The organism is Chitiniphilus shinanonensis DSM 23277 (assembly GCF_000374805.1).
GTDB lineage: Bacteria > Pseudomonadota > Gammaproteobacteria > Burkholderiales > Chitinibacteraceae > Chitiniphilus > Chitiniphilus shinanonensis.
In genome coordinates this window covers 206,883-230,233 of the sequence record NZ_KB895334.1, presented here as the reverse complement: position 1 = coordinate 230,233, position 23,351 = coordinate 206,883, and the positions used below count along the sequence as shown (strand labels likewise).

The 23,351-nt window shown below is 66.2% G+C and carries 16 protein-coding genes; 5 read left to right on the top strand and 11 right to left on the bottom strand.

Translation table 11 applies throughout. The annotated features are described in order from the left end of the window. Positions 1-41 precede the first annotated feature (41 nt). From C556_RS0101095 to C556_RS22690, 4 genes are all read right to left on the bottom strand, one after another. A complete protein-coding gene (locus C556_RS0101095; protein ID WP_211214642.1) occupies positions 42-2,147 on the bottom strand; it encodes a glycosyl hydrolase family 18 protein in 2,106 nt (701 codons plus the stop codon). Positions 2,148-3,013: 866 nt separating this feature from the next. Continuing rightward, entirely contained in the window at positions 3,014-5,080 is a 2,067-nt protein-coding gene (locus C556_RS0101090; protein WP_040430084.1) for a glycosyl hydrolase family 18 protein, read from the bottom strand. Between the two features lie 355 nt (positions 5,081-5,435). Then, positions 5,436-6,575: a multifunctional CCA addition/repair protein gene (locus tag C556_RS0101085; protein ID WP_018746373.1), complete on the bottom strand. Its 1,140-nt coding sequence runs from the start codon at positions 6,573-6,575 to the stop codon at positions 5,436-5,438. A 33-nt stretch (positions 6,576-6,608) separates the two neighbouring features. Then, the gene (locus C556_RS22690; RefSeq protein ID WP_157235686.1) at positions 6,609-6,806 is read right to left on the bottom strand and encodes a hypothetical protein; all 198 of its coding nucleotides are present in this window, start codon (positions 6,804-6,806) and stop codon (positions 6,609-6,611) included. A gap of 141 nt (positions 6,807-6,947) precedes the next feature. Between C556_RS22690 and C556_RS0101080 the strand changes: the two genes are divergently transcribed. Together C556_RS0101080 and cysK are read left to right on the top strand one after the other, a co-directional pair. Beyond that, on the top strand, positions 6,948-7,835 hold the full coding sequence (locus C556_RS0101080; protein ID WP_018746372.1) for a ZIP family metal transporter: 888 nt from the start codon (positions 6,948-6,950) through the stop codon (positions 7,833-7,835). A 474-nt stretch (positions 7,836-8,309) separates the two neighbouring features. After that, positions 8,310-9,242: a cysteine synthase A gene (cysK, locus tag C556_RS0101075; RefSeq protein ID WP_018746371.1), complete on the top strand. Its 933-nt coding sequence runs from the start codon at positions 8,310-8,312 to the stop codon at positions 9,240-9,242. A gap of 196 nt (positions 9,243-9,438) precedes the next feature. Here cysK and C556_RS0101065 read toward each other — a convergent pair whose 3' ends face one another. Together C556_RS0101065 and C556_RS0101055 are read right to left on the bottom strand one after the other, a co-directional pair. Beyond that, complete coding sequence (locus C556_RS0101065) at positions 9,439-11,586, bottom strand: CHASE domain-containing protein (protein ID WP_026262710.1); 2,148 nt, start codon at positions 11,584-11,586, stop codon at positions 9,439-9,441. Between the two features lie 664 nt (positions 11,587-12,250). Next, positions 12,251-13,288, bottom strand: a complete 1,038-nt coding sequence (locus tag C556_RS0101055; RefSeq protein WP_018746369.1) for an oxidoreductase — start codon at positions 13,286-13,288, stop codon at positions 12,251-12,253. Between the two features lie 103 nt (positions 13,289-13,391). Between C556_RS0101055 and C556_RS0101050 the strand changes: the two genes are divergently transcribed. After that, positions 13,392-14,534, top strand: a complete 1,143-nt coding sequence (locus tag C556_RS0101050) for a GNAT family N-acetyltransferase (protein WP_018746368.1) — start codon at positions 13,392-13,394, stop codon at positions 14,532-14,534. Between the two features lie 568 nt (positions 14,535-15,102). Here C556_RS0101050 and C556_RS0101045 read toward each other — a convergent pair. Continuing rightward, positions 15,103-16,419, bottom strand: a complete 1,317-nt coding sequence (locus tag C556_RS0101045; protein ID WP_018746367.1) for an NAD(P)/FAD-dependent oxidoreductase — start codon at positions 16,417-16,419, stop codon at positions 15,103-15,105. A 45-nt stretch (positions 16,420-16,464) separates the two neighbouring features. Here C556_RS0101045 and C556_RS22685 point away from each other — a divergent pair, with 45 nt between their 5' ends. Further along, a complete protein-coding gene (locus tag C556_RS22685) occupies positions 16,465-16,602 on the top strand; it encodes a hypothetical protein (protein WP_157235684.1) in 138 nt (45 codons plus the stop codon). A gap of 222 nt (positions 16,603-16,824) precedes the next feature. Here the strand turns inward: C556_RS22685 and C556_RS0101040 are convergent, their stop codons facing one another. Beyond that, the gene (locus C556_RS0101040; protein WP_083930207.1) at positions 16,825-17,718 is read right to left on the bottom strand and encodes a LysR substrate-binding domain-containing protein; all 894 of its coding nucleotides are present in this window, start codon (positions 17,716-17,718) and stop codon (positions 16,825-16,827) included. Positions 17,719-17,876: 158 nt separating this feature from the next. Between C556_RS0101040 and C556_RS18780 the strand changes: the two genes are divergently transcribed. Continuing rightward, positions 17,877-19,571: a methyl-accepting chemotaxis protein gene (locus C556_RS18780; protein WP_083930204.1), complete on the top strand. Its 1,695-nt coding sequence runs from the start codon at positions 17,877-17,879 to the stop codon at positions 19,569-19,571. 200 nt (positions 19,572-19,771) lie between these two features. Here the strand turns inward: C556_RS18780 and C556_RS0101030 are convergent, their stop codons facing one another. The 3 genes from C556_RS0101030 to C556_RS0101020 form a co-directional block, all read right to left on the bottom strand. Then, positions 19,772-20,713, bottom strand: coding sequence for a DegV family protein (locus C556_RS0101030; RefSeq protein WP_018746364.1), 942 nt, complete (start codon positions 20,711-20,713; stop codon positions 19,772-19,774). Between the two features lie 301 nt (positions 20,714-21,014). Continuing rightward, complete coding sequence (locus tag C556_RS0101025) at positions 21,015-22,316, bottom strand: DUF3422 family protein (protein ID WP_018746363.1); 1,302 nt, start codon at positions 22,314-22,316, stop codon at positions 21,015-21,017. 227 nt (positions 22,317-22,543) lie between these two features. Then, positions 22,544-23,341, bottom strand: a complete 798-nt coding sequence (locus tag C556_RS0101020; RefSeq protein WP_018746362.1) for an inositol monophosphatase family protein — start codon at positions 23,339-23,341, stop codon at positions 22,544-22,546. Between the last annotated feature and the right edge of the window lie 10 nt (positions 23,342-23,351).

Sequence of the window (23,351 nt, the reverse complement as noted above, 5' to 3'; positions counted from 1 at the left end):
GAGGGCGGGGTTCAGTCGTGGATCCAGAGGACAGGACCAGCTTATTGGCGGACCTTGGCGATTTCCTTCACCAGTTCGCCGTCGGCGGTGTCGCCATCCAGCGCCCAGGCGAAGGTGCCGCCCAGACCGTTGGACTTGATGTAGTCGACCTTGACCGCGATGTCCTGCGGGGTGTCGTAGCTCCACCAGTTGCTGCCGTCGTACTTCCACGATTGCTTGGTCACCGGGTGGTAGCGGACGGTACCGGCGGCGTTCTTCAGCACCTTGTAGTCCTCGTTGCCGGCCTCGTAGGTACCCTTGGCGGCGCCAGTGGCGGCCTGGTACAGACCGTCGCCGTTCGGGCCCGGCTGCACGCCGGTCCAGCCGCGACCATAGAACGGGATACCGACCAGCAGCTTCTTGCCCGGCACACCCTTGGCCAGCAGCGACTTCACCGCGGAATCGGTGTTGTAGTGAGTCGCCAGGCTGGGTTGGCCGGTCTTGCTGTCGATGGCGTTGGGGTTGGTCGGATCGGGGTACAGGTGCGACTGGAAGTCGGTCGGGCCTTGCGCCGACCAGGTGCCGTTGTAGTCGTACGACATGATGTTGATCCAGTCGAGGTGCTTGCTGTACTCGCCCGGTTCGGTCATGTCGATCTTGTCCTTACCGGCGCCGATGGCGACGGTCAGGGCATAGTGCTTGCCATCGTTGGCACCGATGGCGTTGAGCTGCTCGCGGAACTCCTTCAGCAACAGCGTGAAGTTCTGCTTGTCGGCCGGACTGACGGTGTTGTACGGCTGGCCGACCACGCCCGGGAATTCCCAATCGATGTCGATACCGTCGAACACGCCGACACCCGAACCTTCACCACCGGCGTTGCTGCCCGAATCGAACGGCAGGTTGCCCTTGATGTAGAGGTCGATACAGCTGCTCACCAGTTGCTTGCGCAGCGCGTCGGTGGCCGATGCCTTGGAGAACCACTTGGACCAGGTCCAGCCACCCAGCGAGATGAACACCTTGATGTTCGGGTACTTGGCCTTCAGCTTCTTCAGCTGGTTGAAGTTGCCCTTCAGCGGACCCGCCTTGCCGGTGCGCGGATCATCCCAGGCAAAGCCGTAGGGATCGGCCACGCCGTCGATGGCGGTGCTGCCATCCATGCCCTTCTGGTAGTCGGCCCAGGAATCGCCACCGGTACCGGCACCCGGCGCGTTCGGATCGGTCGCGCCCGGTTCCAGCTTGTTGACCATGCCGCACTCGTAGCCGCCGTTCTTCTCGTAGATGTTGCCGAAGGCGTAGTTGATGAAGGTGAGCTTGGCAGCGGAACCGCTGGTGTCGATGTGCTTGACCTGGTAGTTGCGACCGTAGATGCCCCATTGCGAGAAGTAGGCACCCACTTGTGCGCCGGCGATCGGGGTCGGCGTCGGGCCAACCGGCGTCGGAGTCGGGGTGACGACAGGCGTCGGGGTCGGCGTCACGACCGGGGTCGGCGTCGGGGTCACGACCGGCGTCGGAGTCGGCGTCACCACCGGGGTCGGGGTGGGCGTCACAACCGGCGTCGGAGTGGGCGTTACCACCGGGGTCGGCGTGGGCGTTACCACCGGGGTCGGGGTGGGGGTGACAACCGGCGTCGGGGTCGGGGTCACGACCGGGGTCGGCGTGGGGGTCACGTCGCCGCCGGAGCAGACGCCGAGATCTTCCCAGACGCCCCAGGCACCGCTCTTGCTGGGATCGTCGCCCTGGGTCCACCACTTGGCCTTGTAGTTACGGCCGTTGTAGGTCACCTGCGAACCGCCGTTGTAGACCGCGCCGGCGCTCCAGGCCTGATAGCAGCCGGCAGCGGGGGTCGGGGTCACGACGGGCGTCGGGGTCGGCGTCACCACCGGGGTCGGGGTGGGCGTGACAACCGGCGTCGGGGTGACGACCGGGGTCGGGGTCACGACGGAATCACCCACCTTGGTCCACAGCGTGGGCGATTGAGCCGGGTTCCAGTTGGTACCGACGTGGGCGGTATGAGTGACCAGCGCGCGATAGTCGGCACCGTTGTAGCTGACCAGCGTACCGGCCGCGTAGGTGTTGCCTTCCTGCCATGCCGGGTAAGCGGCAAAGGCATACGCCGCTGCCAGTGCCGCCGGCAGGGCCAGCAGCGTCATGCGATGGAATCGCGTCATCTAAACATCCTCCTTGCTCAGGTTTCTCTGAATTTGCTTGCAAATGCAGCAAGCATTTTTTGCATCCACCGTGTTCCGACCCCGGTTGCGTTGCATGTTGCGTGAGGCGTGGGAGCGAGGCCGTGTTGTGACGTGTTTTGGCAGAGCGTGTAGGACATATTCGCGAAACTACACACGATCTGTCAAAAAAAGAAAAATCGTATTTTTTTATTTAAATTCAAATAGTTAATTGATGATTTGTTTTTTCTGATATTGCCGCTCATACGTCGACGAACGGAATAATGTCGTGCCATGAAACACACGGGTTTTCACGTGGGAATGAGGCATTTATAACTACGCACCCCCATGGAACGGGTTTTCCGATAAGTAAGCAATTTACTTATCAATCAAATTCATCTTGGATTTTACTTACATTTCTTACAAACGGATCGGCTGAATCCGAGCAACCGACCCCCTCAGCGGACGAGCAGACGCCACCTCCTCGCGGAGAAAGCTCCCCGCCTGTGGCGACTGTCCCAAAGGTCAACGCGCCTGCGCTGGAGGCATGGCAAACAGTAAGGTCCATCGGGGCAGGATCGGGTTGGCAGCCAGGCATGGCGGCCCGAGAAGGCGGGCCACCGTCCGCGCCGGGCGCGATCCTGCAAGCGTGGCCGGCGTCCGCGCCAGGCGGTGCCCCGTCGGCGCAACCGTCAGCAGCAGGGATAGGGCGCAGCAGCCGGTGCGCGACGGACGCACCGCCAACGCAGCGGGAAGCACGGCGCGGTGGCGCCGGGCGAAGCAGGCAAAAAAAAGCCCCTGTCAGCGACAGGGGCGAGTGTTTGCGCGGAGAGTGTGGATGCGCAAAATCTGTTTGGTTGGATCCGCTGTTATTGACGGACCTTGGCCATTTCCTTGGTGAGTTCGGCGTCGGCGGTATCACCGTCGAGCGACCAGCTGAACACGCCACCCAGGCTGTTGCTCTTGACGTAGTTCACCTTGAGCGCGATGTCCTGCGGGGTGTCGTAGCTCCACCAGTTGCTGCCGTCGAACTTCCACGATTGCTTGGTGGTCGGGTGATAGCGCAGCGTACCGGCGGCGTTCTTCAGCACCTTGTAGTCCTCGATGCCGGTCTCGTAGGTACCCTTGGCGCCGGCGGTGGCGGCCTGGTACAGACCATCGCCGTTCGGGCCGGCTTGCACGCCGGTCCAGCCACGGCCGTAGAACGGCAGGCCGACCAGCAGCTTGTTGCGCGGTGCGCCCTTGGCAACCAGCAACTGGATCGCTTCGTCGGTGTTGTAGTACGACACCAGGCTACGCTGACCGGTCTTGCTGTCGATGTAGTTGGGGTTGCTCGGATCCTTGTACAGGTGCGACTGGAAGTCGGTCGGGCCCTGAGCCGCCCACGCGCCGTTGTAGTCGTAGTTCATGACGTTCACCCAGTCGAGGTACTTGGTGTACTCGGCCGGTTCGGTCATCTCGATCTTGTCCTTGCCGGCGCCGATGGCGACGGTCAGGCCGTAACGGGCGTTGTTGGTGGCGCCGATGGCGTCGAGCTGTTCGCGGAACTCCTTCAGCAGCAGCGTGAAGTTCTGCTTGTCTTCCGGCGCCACGGTGTTGTACGGCTGGCCGATCACGCCCGGGAATTCCCAGTCGATGTCGATACCGTCGAACACGCCGGCCGCAGTGCCTTCGCCGCCCGCGTTGGAGCCAGCGTCGAACGGCACGTTACCCTTGATGTACACGTCGATGCAGGAACGGACCAGCTGCTTGCGCAGGGCATCGGTCTTGGCCGCAGCGGAGAACCACTTGGACCAGGTCCAGCCGCCCAGCGAGATATAGACCTTCAGGTTCGGGTACTTGGCCTTCAGCTTCTTCAGCTGATTGAAGTTGCCCTTGAGCGGACCGGACTTGCCGTTGCGCGGGTCGTCCCACTGCGGCCAGCCCCAGATGTCGCCCACGCCGTCGATCGAATCGCCACCGCCGATGCCGCGCTGGTAGTCGGACCAGGCGTCACCACCGGTGCCGGCGTCCGCAGCGTTCGGGTTGGTCGAACCCGGTTCCAGCTTGTTGACGATGCCGCACTCGTAGCCGCCGTTCTTCTGATACAGGTTGCCGAAGGCGTAGTTGACGAAGGTGAGCTTGGCCGCGGCACCGCTGGTGTCGATGTGCTTCACCTGGTAGTTGCGGGCGTACACACCCCACTGGGTGAAATAGGCACCCACTTGCGCGCCGGTGATCGGCGTCGGGGTCGGGGTCACGACCGGCGTCGGGGTGGGCGTCACCACCGGAGTCGGCGTCGGGGTCACGACGGGGGTCGGGGTCGGCGTCACGACCGGGGTCGGAGTGGGCGTCACCACCGGGGTCGGCGTCGGGGTCACGACGGGGGTCGGAGTCGGCGTCACGACCGGAGTCGGCGTCGGGGTCACCACCGGCGTCGGGGTCGGGGTGGGCTGGCTGGAGCAGGCGCCCAGATCCTTCCACACGCCCCAGTCACCGGATTGCGCGGGGTTGTCGCCTTGCGTCCACCACTTGGCTTCGTAGTTGCGGCCGTTGTAGGTCACCTTGGTGCCGCCGGTGTAGACGCCGCTGGCAGTCCAGGCCACGTAGCAGGACGCGCCGGGGGTGCCGGTCGGGGTCGGGGTCACGACCGGGGTCGGGGTGGGGGTAACGACGGCGGTCGGGGTCGGGGTCACTACCGGCGTGGGCGTCGGCGTGGCGGTGCCGGACGAAACGCCCAGATCCTTCCACAGCGTGAGCGACGCGGCCGGGTTCCAGTTGGCGCCGACATAGGCGGTATGGGTGACCAGGGCCTGGTAGTCATGGCCGTTGTACGAAACAAAGGTACCGGCGGTGTAGGTATTGCCTTCCTGCCATGCGGGGTAGGCGGCAAATGCCTGAGCGGCTGCGAGCGCCGCCGGGATCACCGCGAGGGTGAAGCGCGTGAATTGCGACATGAACAAAATTCTCCATCCTTATCGGCTCAGGGCATGCCGCCCGCCGCTATGTCTTTGGGATAATACCAATCGTGGAATCTGGCACGGCCTGCGAAAGATGCATCGACGTATCGCAACCATGCCGCCATGGCATGCAGGTCGCATGGTGATTCATCCGGGTTGTCAGTGTCAACCAAGTAAGCATTCACTAATTATTGTTAATAATCAGTTGGTTATGATTTTCAGGGGCACGGCGTTGTGATGCCGTCCAGCTGGCGACAAACGGAAGCAACTTCGCCATAAACGGCCATGCTGACAAAACAAGTGGTGGTATTAGCCCGGTTTGCCCAAGAACGCCCCGCTTGACGGGGCGGACTTACAGCGCGGCAAGGATGGCGGCCCGACGCGCCTGCGCCACCCGTGCAGGAATCTGCGAGGGGTCGGGACACGCCTTGGCCACCGCGCCGGCATCCACGCCGCGCGCGGCGTCCAGCAGCCGGAGCAGATGGGCGGCCTGGAGATAGGCCAGCGTTGCGTCGTCCGCCCGCAGATCGGCGGCGCAGACATCGAGCAGCTGGGCGAAGCGCTCCGGCTTGCGCAGCGCGTCGGTGCGGCCGAACAGGGCGAGCAGCGCATCGGCGTCCAGCGTCGGCGCATGGTGGATGGTCTGGCGCTCCCGCCGGGCCATCAGCGCCAGATCCCGACATTCGGAGGGCGCACGCAAGCGTTTGCTCAACGCCTCGACAAGGACGGTTTCACCCTGCGCCGCTTCGCCATCGCCCAGCCGGGCGCACAACGAGGCGTAGCGGATCGCCAGCGACTGCTCTTGCGCGGCGGTGTAATCGAGCACGCGCATCACGCGCTCGCCGACCTCGGGCGCATGCCACAGTGCGTCCAGTTCGGGCGCCACCCGGGCCAGCGCGCCACAACGGCGCAGCACGTCGAACATGGCGCTCGGGCGCGCTTCCATCAGGCCGCGCGCCAGCTCCTGCCAGACCCGCTCCGCCACCAGATGGTCGGCTTCGCCGTCGGTCACCATGCCTTGCATCAGCGCCAGCGTCTCCGGCGCCACGGCAAAGCCGAAGCGCGCGGCGAAGCGCGCCAGCCGCAGGATGCGGACCGGGTCTTCGGCAAAGGCGGGCGATACATGGCGCAACAGCCGGTCGCGCAGGTCGTCGCGGCCGCCGAACGGGTCGATCACGTTGCCCTGCTCGTCTTCGGCCATGGCGTTGATCGTCAGGTCGCGCCGCGCCAGGTCCTCCGCCAGGGTGACGCTGGGGTCGGCGAATACGGTAAAGCCCTTGTAGCCCCGACCGCTCTTGCGCTCGGTGCGGGCCAGCGCGTACTCCTCCTGGGTGCGCGGATGCAGGAACACCGGAAAATCCTTGCCGACGGGGCGAAACCCCTGCGCCTCCATCTGCGCGGCATCGGCGCCGACCACCACCCAGTCGACATCCTTGACCGGCAGCCCCAGCAGCCGATCACGTACCGCGCCGCCCACCTTGTAGATCTTCATTGCGTGTTCCGTTGTCGTCGTGCCGCCCCGATCTTAGGGGGAATCGGCGCGCTCAGGCGAGCCATGCGCGGCCGTCGCCATGGCGACCTGGCGTTCGCCGGCCGCGCGGCCTGGCGGCAAGGGGCGGAAGCTTGCGACCGCGCCATCGAAACGGATGCAGCCGTGCTCCGGGTTCGCCCCCTTATCGGAGCGCCCGCCTTGAATCTGTTTGTTGTTGAGAATGGTTTTCATTAAGATAAATCAGATGGGTGCCGAAATTGTCCGGCACGCCGAATGATTCACCGCCGCGGCCATCTGTCCGCTTTGCGCCGCATTCACCCGGATGCGGCATGACACGGCCCATCGTCGCGACGCGCCGTCTGGAGAACGCTCATGAGCACCCTGCTTTCCCGCGCCTATCTGCTGCGGAAGATGCTGGGCTTCGGCATCGTGCTGGCCGCGATTGCGCTCGTCATCCAGCTGTTGTGGCAACGCGTCGGCCTCGGCGGCCCCGCGGTGAACGGCGCGCTGGCCGGCGGTCTGGTGGCCGCCGCCGCCACCGCGCTGGGCACCATCCCGGTGCTGCTGTCGCAGCGGTTGTCCGAACGTACCCAGGACACCCTGTTCGGCTTCGGCGCCGGGGTGATGCTGGCAGCCAGCGCGTTCTCGCTGGTGGTGCCCGGCATCGCGGCCGCCCAGAGCCAGGGCGCCGGCCCGTGGCAGGCCGGGATGACCGTCGGCGCCAGCATCCTGCTCGGCGCCGCGCTGTTGCTGCTGCTCGACCGCGTGTTGCCGCACGAGCATTTCATCAAGGGCGTGGAAGGGCCGCAGGCGCTGGCGCTACGCCGCGCCTGGCTGTTCGTGTTCGCCATCGCGCTGCACAACCTGCCCGAGGGGCTGGCGATCGGCGTCGCCTTCGCCGGCACCGATCCGACCAGTGCCGGCGCGCTGGCCACCGGCATCGCCATCCAGGATCTGCCGGAAGGACTGGTGGTGGCCGCCGCGCTGTTGGCGGTGGGCTATTCGCGCCTGCTCTCGGTCGGGCTGGGCATGGCGTCGGGGCTGGTGGAGCCGGTGGGCGCGGTGTTCGGCGCCGCGGTGGTCAGCCACTCGGCCGCGCTGCTGCCCTGGGGACTGGGGTTCGCGGCGGGCGCGATGCTGTTCGTCATCAGCCACGAGATCATTCCCGAGTCGCATCGCAAGGGGCACGAGGTCTACGCCACCGGCGGACTGATGGTGGGCTTCGTCATCATGATGGTGCTGGACACCGCACTGGGCTGAGCGCTGCCAGTGATAGCCATCGCGGCGTACACTGCAAACCAGGGCGTGTCATCAATGGTTTCGCGACAGCGCTGGATCGAAAAAGCGCCAGCCACAAGGCGCACGACACAGCCAATAACCGGTTATTGGCAAGGCGTGAAACGCCGTGGATGGTGTTTTTTCGACCCAGCCCTGCGGGTTCGGCGCATTTCGGGCGCCACGCGGTGTCGCTGGCCGCTTGCGGTATCCATACCGCGGCGCAACCAGCTCCTGGCGCGGCATCCCGAACTGCACCGAACGCTGCCGCGAAACCATTGATGACACGCCCTAGGCTATCGCCATCCCTCCCACGCGCGTCGCCAACATGCCAGCTCCTGGGAAATCGGCCAGAATCGCGAAGCGTCGCCCCACGCGACCCGCCCGGCCCCGGCAAGCAGCCGCCCCCGAATCCAGTGCGTCCCGCCCAGGGGCGCACCCACTCACCAGGAGTCCGCCATGCGTATCGCCAACGATGTCACCCAGCTGATCGGCAACACCCCCCTCGTCAAGCTCAACCGTTTGACCGAAGGATGCGTCGCCACGGTGGTGGCCAAGCTGGAGTACATGAATCCCTCGCATTCGGTGAAGGACCGCATCGCCGTCAGCATGATCGACGCCGCCGAGGCCGCCGGCCTGATCGGCCCGGATACCGTGATCGTCGAACCGACCTCGGGCAATACCGGCATCGGCCTGGCGATGGTGTGCGCGGCGCGCGGCTACAAACTGGTGCTGACCATGCCCGAGACCATGTCGCGCGAACGGCGCGCGCTGCTGCGCGGCTACGGCGCCGAGCTGGTGCTGACGCCGGGGCCGGAAGGCATGGGCGGCGCCATCGGCCGTGCCAAGGCGCTGTGCGACGAGCACCCCAATTACTTCATGCCGCAGCAGTTCGAGAACCCCGCCAACCCGGAAATCCACCGCCGCACCACCGCCGAGGAGCTGTGGAACGATACCGACGGCCAGATCGACATCCTGATCTCCGGCGTGGGCACCGGCGGCACCATCACCGGCGTGGCCGAGGTGATCAAGGCGCGCAAGCCGTCGTTCCAGGCGATCGCGGTGGAACCGGACGCCAGCCCGGTACTGTCCGGCGGCGCCAAGGGACCGCACCCGATCCAGGGCATCGGCGCGGGCTTCGTGCCGGCCGTGCTCAACACCACCGCCTACGACGAAGTGATCCGCGTGGCCAACGACGACGCCTTCGCCGTGGCCCGCGCGATGGCGACGCGGGAAGGCATCCTGTGCGGGATCTCCGCGGGTGCCGCCACCTGGGCCGCGTTACAGGTGGCGCGCCGCCCGGAAAACGCCGGCAAGCTGATTGCGGTGATCATTCCGTCGTTCGGCGAACGCTATCTGTCGACCAAGCTGTTCGAAGGCCTGGTGGAGTAAGCGCCACCGACAGGCCCTCCTGGCGGGATCGCGCGGAGCGCCGAGCCTTGCCGGCCGTGTGGCTTGCGTTGTCCGCCGGGTTCGCTGCACCGGGTCGGTGGCGCTCACCGCCCCGGGCGGCCGACCTGCCGGCGCACCCATCGCGCGCCGGGGTCGGCCCGCCCCGCAACGGCCGCCCTCCCCTGGCCGGCCGTTCTCACCGCTCCGCTTCGGGCTCCGGCGGCCTCAATGGCACGCCTTCGTCGCGGAAGGCGATCACCACCCCCGCCAACCGGCCGTTGGCCTCGCGCATCGCCACCGCGCTTTCCTCCACGGCGATGCGCAGGCTGTACTTGTTGAGCAGCACGCAACGACGCGGTCGCACCGTCTGCGCCTGCCCGACCAGCAGCGGCCCGCACAGGTTGGGCAGCGGCACGCTGTGCACGTCGTCCACCATCACCAGCACGCGTTCGACCGGCAGGCCCGTCGCCTCTTCGGCGGAATAGCCGGTCAGCGCCATCGCCGCCGAGTTGAGGTACTGCACCCGCCCGGCCGCGTCGAGGGCGATCAGCCCTTCGCCGAGCGCTTCCAGGATGCGCTCGTGGCGCACCGCCTGCGCCTGGGTGTGTTCCTGCAGGGTGACCGCCTCGGTGATGTCGCGCGCCACGCCGCGATAGCCCTGGAACCGCCCGGCGGTGTCGTAGTGCGGCCGGCCGCTCAGGCTGACCACGTAGAACCTGCCCTCCATCGGCACCCGCAGGATGAAGTCGCGGTAGGGCTGGCGCCGGTCCAGCCGCTGCCGGTGGGCCTCCCATTCCTGCTGGGTCAGCGCGCCGTCGGCGATCTCCCAGCTGCGCTTGCCCAGCAGCACGCTGAGGTTGAAGCCCACCCGGGCGAACTGACTGCTCGACACATAGGTGATGCGGTGCTCGGTATCCAGCTCCCAGTACCAGTCGCACACGATCTCCAGCAACTCGGACATGCGCTGCCGCCGCATGGTCAGTTCGACCTCGCGCCGCTGCTCCTCGGTCACGTCGCGCACGATGGTGGCGCGGTGCCCCGGATAGCCGGACAGCGGCAGGATGGTCAGCGCCAGGTGCCGTTCCTCGCCGTTGCGGTCCGGCAGCACCAGGTGCAGCGCGTTGTGCTCCTCGTGCGACGACAGCTCGGCGGCGCTCCAGATCTGCTCGCTGCGCCCCAGCAGCGGTTCCTCCTCGCCCAGCCAGCACTGCGCCGCCCGGTTGCCGTACACCACCACGTTGGCCGCATCGCGCAGCACCACCATGGCCGGCAGGTGCTCGACCAACGTCAGGATGCGATCGACGCCGCGCAACATCGCGGGTTCCTGCTTGCGCTGCGGCATGCCCTGCCAGCCAAAGGCCATCGCCAGCAACAGGCTCAGGCTGAATCCCGCCGGCCACAGCCAGAACAGATCCGACCGGGAGGCCGGGGTTTCCTCCAGCACCAGCCGCCATTGCGCGCCTTGCAGGTTGATCAGCACCTCGCTGTTCAGCCCACGGGACACCGCCGCCGGCCCGCCCTCCAGCATGCGCCGGGCGTGGTCGGTGGGCCCCCAGGCCGGGTCCTGCCAGCTTTGCCACAACGAGTAATGCATCCCGGGAGGCAGCGCCAGCTTGACCCAGCGCTCCACGTCGCTCAGTAACACGGTGATCGACAGGAAGCCATGGAACGCGGCGCGACGTTGCGCCGCGGTATCGAGCGGCAGATCGGGTCGGTACAGCGGATAGCGCAGAGCGAAGACCGGCGGATGCTTTCTCAGCGCCAGCAAAGGGATCGGCGGGCTGAGCACCGGCTGGTTGCGGTCGCGGATGGATTCGAGCGCCTTCAGGCGAGTGGGCAGGCCACCGATGTCGAAACCCATGTAGGCGTGCGTGACATTGTTGTCGGGGTAGAGATAGTCGATCAGGTAGTAGCTGCCGCGGCTGCCGAAATTACGCAGGGTGACCTGACCGGCGCTGCCCAGCGCCGGCTGCTGCTGCCGGGCCAGGAAGGCATCCACCTGGGCAGCGGGCACCTCGCGGATGTACGCCGCCATCAGGTAGTCGCCCAGTTCGGGGGACAGTCGCTGCTGGCGCAGCAGCTGGATGAAGGTGCGGCGATCCAGGCCGGGGTTGACCAGGAAGGCGCCGCGCAGGCCGCGCGCCATCTCGCTCAGCCGGTCCATGCGCGCCTCGATACGCACCGCGGCCAGCGTGGCCTGCTGGTCGAGCCGCTGCTGCACCAGCCGGGTCTGCATGCGATACATCCACAGGTGCATCAGCCCGGTGCACAGCAGGCCGACGCACAGCACGGCGACAAGCACGGCGGCGCGGTTGCTGAACAGGTGCTGGACGAAGCGACGCATGGCGATGCCCGGAGCAATGCCGGTGTACCGGCGGGTACAAATCACTATGCGCGCGCACATGCAGCCGTTCCCCACCCGGCCGGTGGGCCAACCGGGGGGCCCACCCTCGGGAATGACGCCAAGGACATGCCTGGCGCCGCGGTGCCCGGCGAATGGGACGAATCCGAAAGCGACGACCGGAAAAGCGGCCGGGGCCACCGCGACGTGGTCCGGCACAAAAAACTGCCCGCGGGTTGCAGCACGCCGGTGCGCGGGGCGTCGAACACGATCTCGTCGCGACCCGACACCGGGATGATGCAGTCGTCCGGACATCCCACACCGCGCTGACGCTGGTCGGCAGGCACAGCAGGCCGCCGCCCGCCAGCGTGGTGTCGCCACCCACGCCCACCGTCAGGTTGACCATCGGGCTCTGCAACAGGCAGGTGCTGAGCGAGGTACCGCGCCCGGTGCCGGCCAGCGCCTTCAGCGTCGGCGCCGCCCGAATGCCGGCGCGCGCAGCAACCGGCTCAGCGCCTGCTGGCGGGCGAAGAAGCGGTCGAGCGCGGGGTGATCGGCCAAGTCGGCGGGGCAGGATCCGGGCGTCGTCGCGTTGCAGCGTCGGCGACGCGGCCCGAGGGCGAATCGGCCTTCACACGCGGGGGCGGAGGATGAAGGCCGTTTCCGCTCAGAGCCGCACCAGGCTGTTGGTGTCCGAGGCGCGGATGGCGGCCTCCAGCACCAGCATCACCGCCACCGCGTCCTCGGCCGGGACGGGATTCGGCGCCCGGCCGTGGATCGCTTCGGCCACCGCGGCATAGAACGCCGGATAGTCGCCGCGCGGCATCGGTACCGCCTCGGATTGCGGATGGTCGTCCACCCAGCGATGCAGCCGCCCGGGAATCGGATCCACGCCCCAGTCGGCGTGTGCCGGAGTCAGGCCCGCCTTGAGCTGGTTCTCCTGCTCGTCCAGGCCGTGCTTCTCGAAGCTGGCCAGCGTGCCGTGGACCAGGAAACGCGGCGTACCGCCGGATACCAGCATGCTGGCGCCGAGCACCGCGCGCAGCGTCGGGTAGTGCAGCACCACCAACGCGTCGTCCACCGCCTTCCCGCCGTCGCGGCGGATCGCCAGGTTGGCGCTGACCGCCTGGGGCACGCCGAACAACGCCACCGCCTGGTCCACCAGGTGCGGCCCCAGGTCGAACCACAGCCCCGCGCCCGGGCCGGCGCCCTCGCGCCAGCGCTGCCGCACGGTGGGGCGGTAACGGTCGAAGCGGCTCTGGAACTCGGTCACCCGCCCCAGCACGCCGTCGGCGAGCAGGCGGCGCAATGCCAGGAAATCGGCGTCCCAGCGGCGGTTGTGGAACACCGAAAGCTGGCGCCCCGCCTCGCGCGCGGCGTCCACCAGCGCTTCGGCCTCGGCCACGTCCAGGGTGAACGGCTTGTCGACCACCACGTGCTTGCCGGCCGCCAGTGCCGCCCGCGCCAGCGGTGCGTGGGTGTCATTGGGGGTGGCGATCACCACCAGATCGATATCGGGCCGGGTGATGAGCGCGGCCGGATCGGTCTTCACCGCCACGTCCGGCCAGTCGGCGATGACATCCGCCGGACGGGAACTGGCCACGGCGACCAGCGACAAAGCGGGCGTGGCATGGATCAGCGGGGCGTGGAACGTCTTGCCGGCATAACCGTAACCGATCAGACCCACCCGCAAAGGCTTGGACATGCTGCGCAGTCTCCAGACAGAACGGGCAGATGTTATAACCATGGCCGATATGCGTCGCTAGGGCATATCACCAAGCCGATCCGCTTTACCTTCCACCGCCGCCATGATCCGTCCGCACGCCACCATCGCCGAACTACCCGCCGCCGACTGGGATGCCCTGGCCGGCGATGCGCCCATGCTGCGTCACGCCTTTCTCGACGCGCTGGAGCAGAGCGGCTGCGTCGGCGGCGACAGCGGCTGGCAGCCCAGCCACCTGGCGCTATGGCGCGACGGCACGCTGCGCGCCGCGATGCCGCTCTATATCAAGCAGCACTCCTACGGCGAATACGTGTTTGACTGGGCGTGGGCGCGCGCCTACACCGAGCACGGCCTGTCCTACTATCCCAAGCTGGTGGGCGCCGTACCGTTCACCCCCTTGCCCGGCCCGCGCTTGCTGGCCCGCGACGACGCCGACCGGCTGGCGCTGATCCGCGGCGCGCTGGAGCTGGCCGACCAGGGCGGGATGTCGTCGCTGCACCTGCTGTTCGGCGACGACGCCGACCTCGCCGCCTGCGACGCCGCCGGGATGACGCGGCGCGAGCAGGTGCAGTTCCACTGGCAACGCCAGCCCGGCTGGCACGATTTCGATGATTTCCTCGACAGCCTGTCGCGCGACAAGCGCCGCAAGATCCGCCAGGAGCGCCGCAAGGTGACCGAGGCCGGCGTGCGGGTGCGCCGCAAGCTGGGCCGGCAGATCGGCGCGGACGACTGGGCGTTCTTCATGCGCTGCTACGACAGCACCTACCGCGAGCACCGCTCGACGCCCTACCTGAACCTGGATTTCTTCCTGCGCGCCCACGCCGCGCAGCCCGACGCCTGGGTGATGGCGCTGGCCTACCGCGACGACGCGCCCATCGCCGCCGCGCTCAACCTCGCCGGCCCGACCCGCTTGTACGGCCGCTACTGGGGCGCCCAGTGGGACGCCGGCGGCTGGGTGCCCGGCCTGCACTTCGAGCTGTGCTACTACCAGGGCATCGAGCACGCACTGGCCAACGGCCTGGATACCGTGGAAGGCGGCGCTCAGGGCGAACACAAACTGGCGCGCGGCTTTTCCCCGGTGATGACCCATTCCGCCCACTGGCTGGCCCACCCCGCCTTCGCCGACGCCGTGGAACGCTTCCTCGACCGCGAACGCCGCCTGGTCGGCGCCTACCACGACGAACTCAACGCCCACCTGCCGTTCCGCGTGGAACAGGACGGGACGTAAAGGCATAAGCCACGCCACAACCGCCAAGGTCACCTATCCATCGCCACAGCAAAGCCGAGACTCGCCACCTCGCCCGCCACGCCACGCCACGATCTTCAAGGTTTGCGCATTACCCAATCCCAGACAAAAGTATCCACCGACACGAGCGCAGCGAGGCTCCCTCGCGGCGGCGAGGGCGGGGGGAGTGGAATCAATCAAGAAGCGCCGTTACTGGCAAACCAAGCAGGATGCGCTCCCGGCTTGGCCGGGAGTTTGCAGACGCTGGCTACGGGGCGATGCCGGAAGAGAAACCAAGGCGCGGTGGCGAGGGCGGGGGGAGTGGAATCAATCAAGAAGCGCCGTTGCTGGCAAACCAAGCAAGACGTGCTCCCGGCTTGGCCGGGAGTTTGCAGACGCTGGCTGCGGGGCGATGCCGGAAGAGAAACCAAGGCGCGGCGGCGAGGGCGGGGGGAGTAGGAACAATCAGGATTGAGTCGGTGCGGGCAGGCCATCAACGCCGAGCGCCCGGCTCAGCCGGGCGCCCGCACCACGCTCACCGTTCCAACTCAAGCAAACCCAAAAACCCGACTCAATGTAGCTTGATGGCCGGCCGCGCCACGCGGCGTAGCTTGTCCCCCATCCACAGCAGCGCGGTCAGCACCCAGCCGTGCACCGCCGCCTGGTGGATGCGATAGAGCGAGGCATAGATCAGCTTGGCGCCGCGTCCTTCCACGTAATAGTTGCGCTTGGGGCCGACGATGGCCGCCAGGCTGCCCACGGCGGTGTGCTTGCCCAGCGACACCATGATGCCCTGCGGCTTGAACACGAACGGCTTGACCGGACGCCCCGCCAGGCGGTCGCCCAGGGCCTTCACCAGCCATTCCGCCTCCTGGTGCGCCACCTGCGCAGTCGCCGACAGCGGCTTGCCGCCTTCGCCGTCCGGCGCACTGGAACAATCGCCGATGGCGAAGATGGCGGGGTCGGTCACTGTCTGCAAGGTGGTGGTCACCTCGATCTGGTTCTGCCGGTTGACCGCCAGGCCCAGTTCGGCCAGCCACGGCGACGCCTTCACCCCCGCCGCCCACACCGCCACGTCCACCGCCAGCACCGTGCCATCGGCCAGCACCACATTGCCCGGCTGCACCTCGGCCACGCGGCGGTGGGTAAACAACTGGATGCGGCGCTTTTCCAGCTCGGCCCGCGCATAGTCGGCCAGCGCGGGCGGCGCCGCGGCGAGAATGCGGTCGCCGGCTTCGATCAACGTGATCTCCAGCTGCGCCGGGGTGAAATTCGAGCCGTAGTGATGCAGCTCGCAGATGGTGTGGTGGATCTCCGCCGCCAGCTCCACGCCGGTGGGGCCGGCACCGATGATGGCGATGCGCAGCGGCGTGCCCGGATGCGCGTTCGCGCTGGCGGCGAAGGTCAGCGCCAGGATGCGCTTGCGCAGGCGCTCGGCGTCCTCCGGGGTGTTCAGGAACATGCAGTGCTCGGCGGCGCCCGGCGTGCCGAAGTCGTTGGCAATGGCGCCCACCGCGATCACCAGCGTGTCGTAACGCAGGCGACGCGGTTCGGCCATCACCACGCCATCCTCGTCGCGCACCTCGGCCAGCACGATTTCCTTGCTGTCGCGGTCCAGACCCGTCATCCAGCCGTATTCGAAGCGGTAGCCGTTGCGCCACGCGTGGGCAAAGTAATTGACCTCGTCCTCGCCGGTATTGAGCGCGCCGGTCGCCACCTCGTGCAGCAACGGCTTCCAGATGTGAGTGGATGCGCCATCGACCAGGATGACTTCCGCCCGTTGCGCGCGGCCGAGCGAACGGCCCAGACCGGTGGCGAGTTCGATCCCGCCGGCGCCCCCCCCGACGATCACGATGCGATGCGGATTCGCTGCGTTGCTTGCAGTCATGGTGTTGCTCCAGTGTCGGAAAGAGGTGTCCCCGGAGCCTGAGGGATGGCCCTACTGATGAAGGACCGGAATCGCTCCAAGCATGGCGTAAATCACTCGCTTTTGCGGCTGGAAAATGTCACAGCCCTGGCCAAAGCACCGGAAATGCAGGGTCGTACTGCGGCCGATTTGCTCAAAATATAAGCGGCAAGCGATGGATGAGGGAACGGAGTGATAAATATCGGTTTGCGAGAAAGGCTCACCGAGAGGGAAGGAAAGGCGGGAAAAAGCAAAAAACAAGGCCCGCATCCTGTATGCGGAGCCAGCGGTCGGAACGGCCTCAGGCGGGATGGAATCGGGCAAAACCCGGCGGGGGTTTGGCAGCGGCGGCCAACCACCGGAACGCAGCCTTGTCGACGCGGTAACTCATCCTAAATGCCTTTTGCATTCGATCCTGAACTCGTCCATCGCTTCGACCATGAACGGGGTGCGCGGCCGGCCGTGCAGCGTGATCATCGCGAACTGGAGCTTGGGCAGCGGCTCGATCACCGAGATGACGCGCATCTCGGGATGCAGGTCGGCATTGCCGCGGCAGGGCAGCAGGCACAGGTAGTTCGCGTGCAGAATCAGGCCCTTGCCGGCGCCGTAGCTGACACAGTTCACCACGTGCTCGGGTGGCTCCTTGCCGGTGCTGGCGAAGGCGGTTTCCAACAATGCGCTCGAATCCGCACAGCCGCCGACCGTGGTCCAGTTGTACTGGAGCATGCCGTCGAGCGAGGTCTCGCGCATGGCGGGATGGTCATACCGTGCCACCACCTGCCACGGGATCTGGAACAGCGGTTCGATATCGAATTCCCCACCCTGCTCGCTATGCACCAAGCCATTGATGCAGAAGTCGATTTCGCCTTCCCGCAGTTGGCGCAGGCTGTCGTGCAACAGGCCCTCGTTGGCGATGATCGACGCATCCGGGTAACGCGCATGCAGCCGCTCCACCACCTGTGGGAACACGCCCCGCGTGACATAGGGCGCCATGCCGATGGCCACGCGCGGCAGGCTGCCGGCATACAACTGTGCGACCTCGTCCTCCAGCGATTGCAGCTCGGCCACGATGTAGCCGGCACGCTGGGCGACGAGCTTGCCGGCCTCGGTCAATTGCGACCCCCGGTGGCTGCGCTCCAGCAGCGAATGCCCCAGCGACGATTCCAGCTCGCGTACCGCCTTGGTCACCGCAGGTTGCGATAACCCCAGTGTCCGCGCCGCCGCCCGGATGCTGCTCACTTTCGATATGGTTGAAAGCGCAACTAATTGATGGATTTTCATGACACTCTCTCAATTCAACTCTGACTGCAAATAGGGTGACAACCGTAAGTTGTCACGACCACCTTTGGATTGCTTTTTTTTAATTACTACCTCGACATATCCTAAAGGCGAACGTTCATTGCCTCAAATGCGTAGTCATCCGACTCAAGAGAGGAATCGTGAAAATCAGCCATCGTCTTACACTATTAATCACGGCTTTTGCCGTCCTGTTCGCACTTTCGATTGGCAGTCTGCTGCTCTCCGGCTATCAGTCCGAGCAAGCAATGCGTGAAGTTGGCGAAAACAAGTTGCCAGCCACTTCGGCCATCCTGCAGGTGGATCAAGGACGCACCAACCTCATGCGCGCGGACCTGGACATCAGTCTGATATTGCATATGACGCCGGAACAGCGCCGCAAGGCGGTGGCCGACACAGAGGCCCTGATCGAGCGGGCGATGCGCAAAACGACCGAAAACCTCAAGGTCTACGAATCGCTGCTGCTGCCGGAGGAAGTGGACGATGTCAGGAACTTCAACGAATTGAAGCAGATATGGGATGAATGGGTGGCGCTATATCGCCAGCGTAATCTGCCTTTGCTCGACAAGTTGAAGGAGAATTACGATCGGCCCGACATCGTCCAGCTATATGCTGAATACGAATCCACAGCACCACAACAAAATGCCATATATCAGAAATTGCGCCCGATCGTTGATGGCATGGTCGAATTCAACGCCAAGGATTCCGAACAAACCGTTGAACAGGCATTATCGTCGCAACGGAAAATGACCATCTCGTTGATTACCGTTGGGACAGTATTGCTGGCTGGTTTGTGCCTATTCGGCTTCCTCACCTACCGCACCATCATGCAGGGCGTGAACAGCGTGCGCTCGGTGGCGCTGCTGGTGGAACGCAGCAACGATTTCACGCAACGGGCGCCGGTGAATGGGCGCGACGAGATCGCCGAGACGGTCACCGCGTTCAACAGGCTGCTCGGCCGCATCCAGCAGGCGTTGCAGGTGATCCGCAGCGGCACCGACGAATCGCGCGACGCCATCCGCACCGTGGCCACCGCGTCGGAACAGGTGGCGGTCAGCTCGGCCAAGCAAAGCCAGTCGGCATCGGCCATGGCCGCGGCCGTGGAACAGCTCACCGTCAGCGTGTCGCACATCAACCAGAGCGCATCCGACGCGCTGACCGTCGCCAACTCGGCGCGCGACGAATCGATCTCCAGCGCCGGGATCATCAACGATTCGGTCGTGCGCATGCGCCAGATCGCCGCCACCGTGAACACCGCGGCGGCCACCATCGGCCAGTTGGGCGAGGAATCGCAGAAGATCTCGTCCATCGTCGCCACCATCAAGGAAGTGGCCGAGCAGACCAACCTGCTGGCGCTGAACGCCGCCATCGAAGCGGCGCGGGCCGGCGAGCAGGGGCGCGGCTTCGCGGTGGTGGCGGACGAAATCCGCAAACTGGCCGAACGCACCGCCAATTCCTCGCTGGAAATTTCCAGCATGGTCACCCGCATCCAGCAAAGCAGCAGCGGCGCGGTGCAGGAAATGCAGCAGGTGGCGAAGGAGGCCAACGACGGCCAGCAACTGGCCGAACAGGTCGGCGAATGCATCGGCCGCATCGAGGCGCTGGCCTCGCGCGTATCCGATTCGATCGGCGATATCTCCGGTGCGCTGCGCGAACAGAGCGCGGCCAGCCAGGACATCGCGCGCCATGTGGAAACCGTGGCCCAGATGACCGAGGAAGGTCACGCCGCGTCGCAACTCACCTCGGAGAACGCGCAGTCGATGGCGGTGGCCGCCGAACGCACCAGCGAGCAGATCGCCCAGTTCAAGATCGGGGCGGCTTCGCTCCAGCCCGGTTGACGACTTCCATGGGCCATCCGGCCGCGAGGCGAAGGTATCCCCCGTACCCGAACCGAACGACATCGCGATGGCCCACCTTCTCCATCCGTCGCGAACCCACCAACGACATATCAATGCTCAGGGATAGCGCTCATAAGGCGCGATAGCGATTGCAACGATTCGCGACAGCTTGGTGCCGGTGCAAACCGGCACTTTTTTTGTCAATCGAAACGGGTCTCGCGGGGGCTGGCGAAGGCCAGCGCCAGGCCCTCGACCCCGATATTGACCGCGGCGGTGGCGCTCATCTCGGCCACGTGCAGCGTCACGCGGTGCTGCCTGGCCACCCGCACCAGTTCCGTCCAGCCCGGCAGCGTGGTCACACGGTCCACCTCGCCACCGTAGCTGACGCAGATGGTCGGCGCCGTCAGCCCGTTCTCGATCTGTTGGCAGGCTGCGGCGAACAGGCGCTCGACTCCGGCCTCGAAGCCACGCACCCGGCCCACCGGCTCGGTCTGGCCCTGGAACCCACGGATGATCGGCTTGATGTCGAGCGCGCTACCCAGCACGTACGACGCCAGCCCGACGCTCTTGTCGCCCTTGCTGCGCGCCTGACGGCGCAACTGGTCCAGGTTCTCCGGGATCAGGAACGCCTGGGTCAGCTGCTGCAACCGCTCGATGTGGCGAATGATCTCCAGCGTGGAGCGTTCCTCGCGCACCAGCCGCGCCACCTCGGCCACGATCAGGCCCTGCCCCGGGAACAGCGTGCCCGTATCGAACACCCGCAGCGAAAACGGCCCGGACACCCCGGCGGCCTCGCGCACCGGCTTGTAGCTGTTGAGGATGCCGAACGACGCCTGGGTGGCGTATTCGTGGATGCGGCTGCGGCTGGACATCACGGTCAGGCAGAAGATGTAGTCGTATTCGACGACCAGCCGCTCCAGGAACAGTGCACGGATTTGCTCGACGGAAAGCGGGGCGGATTCGAAGCTGTTTTCCCCCTGCCGAATCCGCCAATAGAACTCCAGCGTGGCGCTGGGATTGCGGGTATCGACGAATTGTTGCGACGCCGAGGAAATGGTGATCGGCAGGATCACGATGCCGTTTTCGTCGATAAACGAACGCGGCAAATCACAGCAGGAATCGGTAACGATGCCAATGCGCACAGCTTCTCTCCAGAAGTTTCCCAAACATGCATAAGCAGCCACGATTGGTATTATCCTGGTCCTGGAATAGGACCAGTTTTTTGGTCTTATTCCAGGATCATTGGATGGAACGCACCGCCGTGCAATCGGGTTTTACCTGATTGCCAATTTCCCCCGGGGAAGCTGACAGCCGTGTTAGCGACAGTCAGGGTATGTCGGCAGGACACCTTGAAGTTTTCACTCTAGCCTGACTGCGCGCCCCCGTACGGAAGTACGGCCCGCACTCAAACCCGGCTAACTCTTTGTCTTACATCGAAAATTGCTACGCTTGCGCAACAAGCGAGCGACGGAAGCGGCGCAGGCCCCACGCCACGGTCAGCGCCACCACCGGAATGGCGATGGCGGTCAGAAGCTCCGCATCGACCGGCACGCCGACCGCCTTCACGCCCTTGCCCAGATAGCCCACCAAACCAACGGTGTAATAGGTGATGGCAGCCACTGAAAGCCCTTCCACCGTTTCCTGCAAGCGCAGCTGCAAATGCGCCCGCCGATCCATCGACGCCAGCAACTGCTGGTTCTGCCGCTCGTGGGTGATCTCCACCCGGGTGCGCAACAGCGACGAGGCGCGCGCCACCCGGGCGGCCAGCACCCGCTGGCGCCGCGCCACCGATTCGCAGGTGTCCATCGCCGGGCTCAGGCGGCGCTCGACGAACTCGGTGAACGGCTGTACGCCCTGGACGCGCGTTTCGCGCAGCTCGGCCACGCGGCGCCGCACGATCTCGTGGTAGGCGTGGGCGGCGGAAAAGCGGAAGTCGGTGCGCGACAGTGCGCTCTCGATGCGCGCCGCCAATTGGGTCAGCCGATCCAGCAACAGCGGTTCGTCGTCCTGCCGCGCCGCCGACATCGCGCTGGTCAGCTCGGCCAGCTCCCGATCCGCATCCGCCAATTCGGGCGAGATGCTCTTGGCCACCGGCAAGGCCAGCAGCGCCAGCATGCGGTAGCTGTCGATCTCGAACAGCCGCTGCAACATCCGCCCGGCCTGCCGCCGGCCCATGGTGCCATTGCCCACCACATAGCGGCTGAAGCCGTCGGGGCCGATGCGAAAGTCGGTGAACGCGCGCCCGGCGCCATCGCCCAGGCCGGCACCGATCAGGTCGTTGCCACCGAAATAGCGCGCCGAGATCTCCTCGATGCCGGTGGGCAGGGCGTCGTCCGACAGCAGCAGCGCGTGCGCGGCGTGCAGTACGTTGCCAGGCAACTGCGCCAGCCAGTCGGCCGGCAGCTCGGCCAGCGCGGTGACGGCGAACGACTCGGCCACACCGCCGTCGGCGATCACCGTCATCGACGAATACTCGGCGTGGCGCGCCCATTTGAAGCGCAGCGCGCCGAGCCGGGTGGAGAAATGCACGCAACCCGGCTGCGGCGGTGGTACATCCGCCCAGGCGCACAGCTCCCCGACCAGCCATTGCTCCTGCTCGGCGCTGGCGTTGCGGTGAAGATAGGCGACGAAGCTGAGCCGCGCCGGGGTGGCCAGCGGCTCGAACGGCCGGGCGTGGGCCTCGTCGTTCAGTTCGCGGCGCAGCGGGTGATCGGATAACGGTGAGCAGACGGCGGGTGCGTTCATGCGAGGCTCCTCGAAAGGTTCGCCATCGTCGAAAGATGGCGGAGGACAGGCGGCCGCCATCGGCGGTCATCGCATGTTGCATCGCAACATAAAAGCGGCGAGGTGCAAACCCTCGCCGATGAAAGGCAAGCAGGTTGACTCAATATCCGACCACGCTGTGGGCGCAGCGCGGAGCGTGCTCGCGGAGCCCGACATCGCCCCTTGCCGGAAGGGCCGTCGGCACACGCTCAGTGGTTGGCGCGGGCCCAGGTTTTCCAGGCGCGGAACAGCGATGGCGTGCGCGCCGCCACCACCGAGCGCGCCCAGATGTGGTGGTGCCAGTAATCGTCGCTGGTCAGCGCGGCGTAGAGGCACCCCGCCTCTTCGGCGATCAGCGCGCCGGCCGCGTAATCCCACAGCTTCTGCGCGCCGTGCAGCATCAGGTCCACCCGGCCGGCCGCCAGATAACACCAATCGATGGTCGAGGCGCCGAAGTTGCGCAGGCTGCCGAACGGCGGCACCGTGGTCACCCGCGACGGCAGCCGCCCGCTGAGCCACTTGGGTTCGACGATGGCCACCGCCTCGGCCATCTGGGTGTCGCCCTGCACCAGCGGCAGCCGCGTGCCGTTCATCCACGCGCCGTAGCCCGACAACGCGTAGAAACACTCGTCCATCACCGGCAGGTAGACCACCCCCATCACCGGCCGGCCGCAACGCATCAGCGCGATCGACACCGCGAAGTGCGGCAGGCCGTGGACGAAGTTGGTGGTGCCGTCGATCGGGTCCACCACCCACAGCCCGGACATGTTCTCGTCCCACAGCTTCTGCTGGCGATCCTCCTCCATCTCCTCGCCCAGCATCGGAAACGGCTCCAGCTCGTACAGCAGCCGCGCCAGCGCCAGCTGGGTGGCGAGGTCGGCCTCGGTGAACAGGCTGCCGTCCTGCTTGCGTTCGGTGCGCACCGACAGGAAGCGCGGCATCACCTCCTCGTGGGCGACCCGGCGCGCGATGGCGCATAGGCGGTCCAGCTTTTCCAGATCGGGCACGGTGTCGCTC

Bases quoted from the DNA above. Each gene is read 5' to 3' on its own strand.
- C556_RS22685 (WP_157235684.1), top strand. From the start codon at position 16,465: ATGGCCCTACTGATGAAGGACCGGAATCGCTCCAAGCATGGCGTAAAT.
- C556_RS0101065 (WP_026262710.1), bottom strand. From the start codon at position 11,586: ATGCGTCGCTTCGTCCAGCACCTGTTCAGCAACCGCGCCGCCGTGCTT.
- cysK (WP_018746371.1), top strand. From the start codon at position 8,310: ATGCGTATCGCCAACGATGTCACCCAGCTGATCGGCAACACCCCCCTC.
- C556_RS0101095 (WP_211214642.1), bottom strand. From the start codon at position 2,147: ATGACGCGATTCCATCGCATGACGCTGCTGGCCCTGCCGGCGGCACTG.
- C556_RS22690 (WP_157235686.1), bottom strand. From the start codon at position 6,806: ATGAAAACCATTCTCAACAACAAACAGATTCAAGGCGGGCGCTCCGAT.
- C556_RS0101080 (WP_018746372.1), top strand. From the start codon at position 6,948: ATGAGCACCCTGCTTTCCCGCGCCTATCTGCTGCGGAAGATGCTGGGC.
- C556_RS0101040 (WP_083930207.1), bottom strand. From the start codon at position 17,718: ATGAAAATCCATCAATTAGTTGCGCTTTCAACCATATCGAAAGTGAGC.
- C556_RS0101090 (WP_040430084.1), bottom strand. From the start codon at position 5,080: ATGTCGCAATTCACGCGCTTCACCCTCGCGGTGATCCCGGCGGCGCTC.
- C556_RS0101050 (WP_018746368.1), top strand. From the start codon at position 13,392: ATGATCCGTCCGCACGCCACCATCGCCGAACTACCCGCCGCCGACTGG.
- C556_RS0101055 (WP_018746369.1), bottom strand. From the start codon at position 13,288: ATGTCCAAGCCTTTGCGGGTGGGTCTGATCGGTTACGGTTATGCCGGC.
- C556_RS0101085 (WP_018746373.1), bottom strand. From the start codon at position 6,575: ATGAAGATCTACAAGGTGGGCGGCGCGGTACGTGATCGGCTGCTGGGG.
- C556_RS0101045 (WP_018746367.1), bottom strand. From the start codon at position 16,419: ATGACTGCAAGCAACGCAGCGAATCCGCATCGCATCGTGATCGTCGGG.
- C556_RS0101025 (WP_018746363.1), bottom strand. From the start codon at position 22,316: ATGAACGCACCCGCCGTCTGCTCACCGTTATCCGATCACCCGCTGCGC.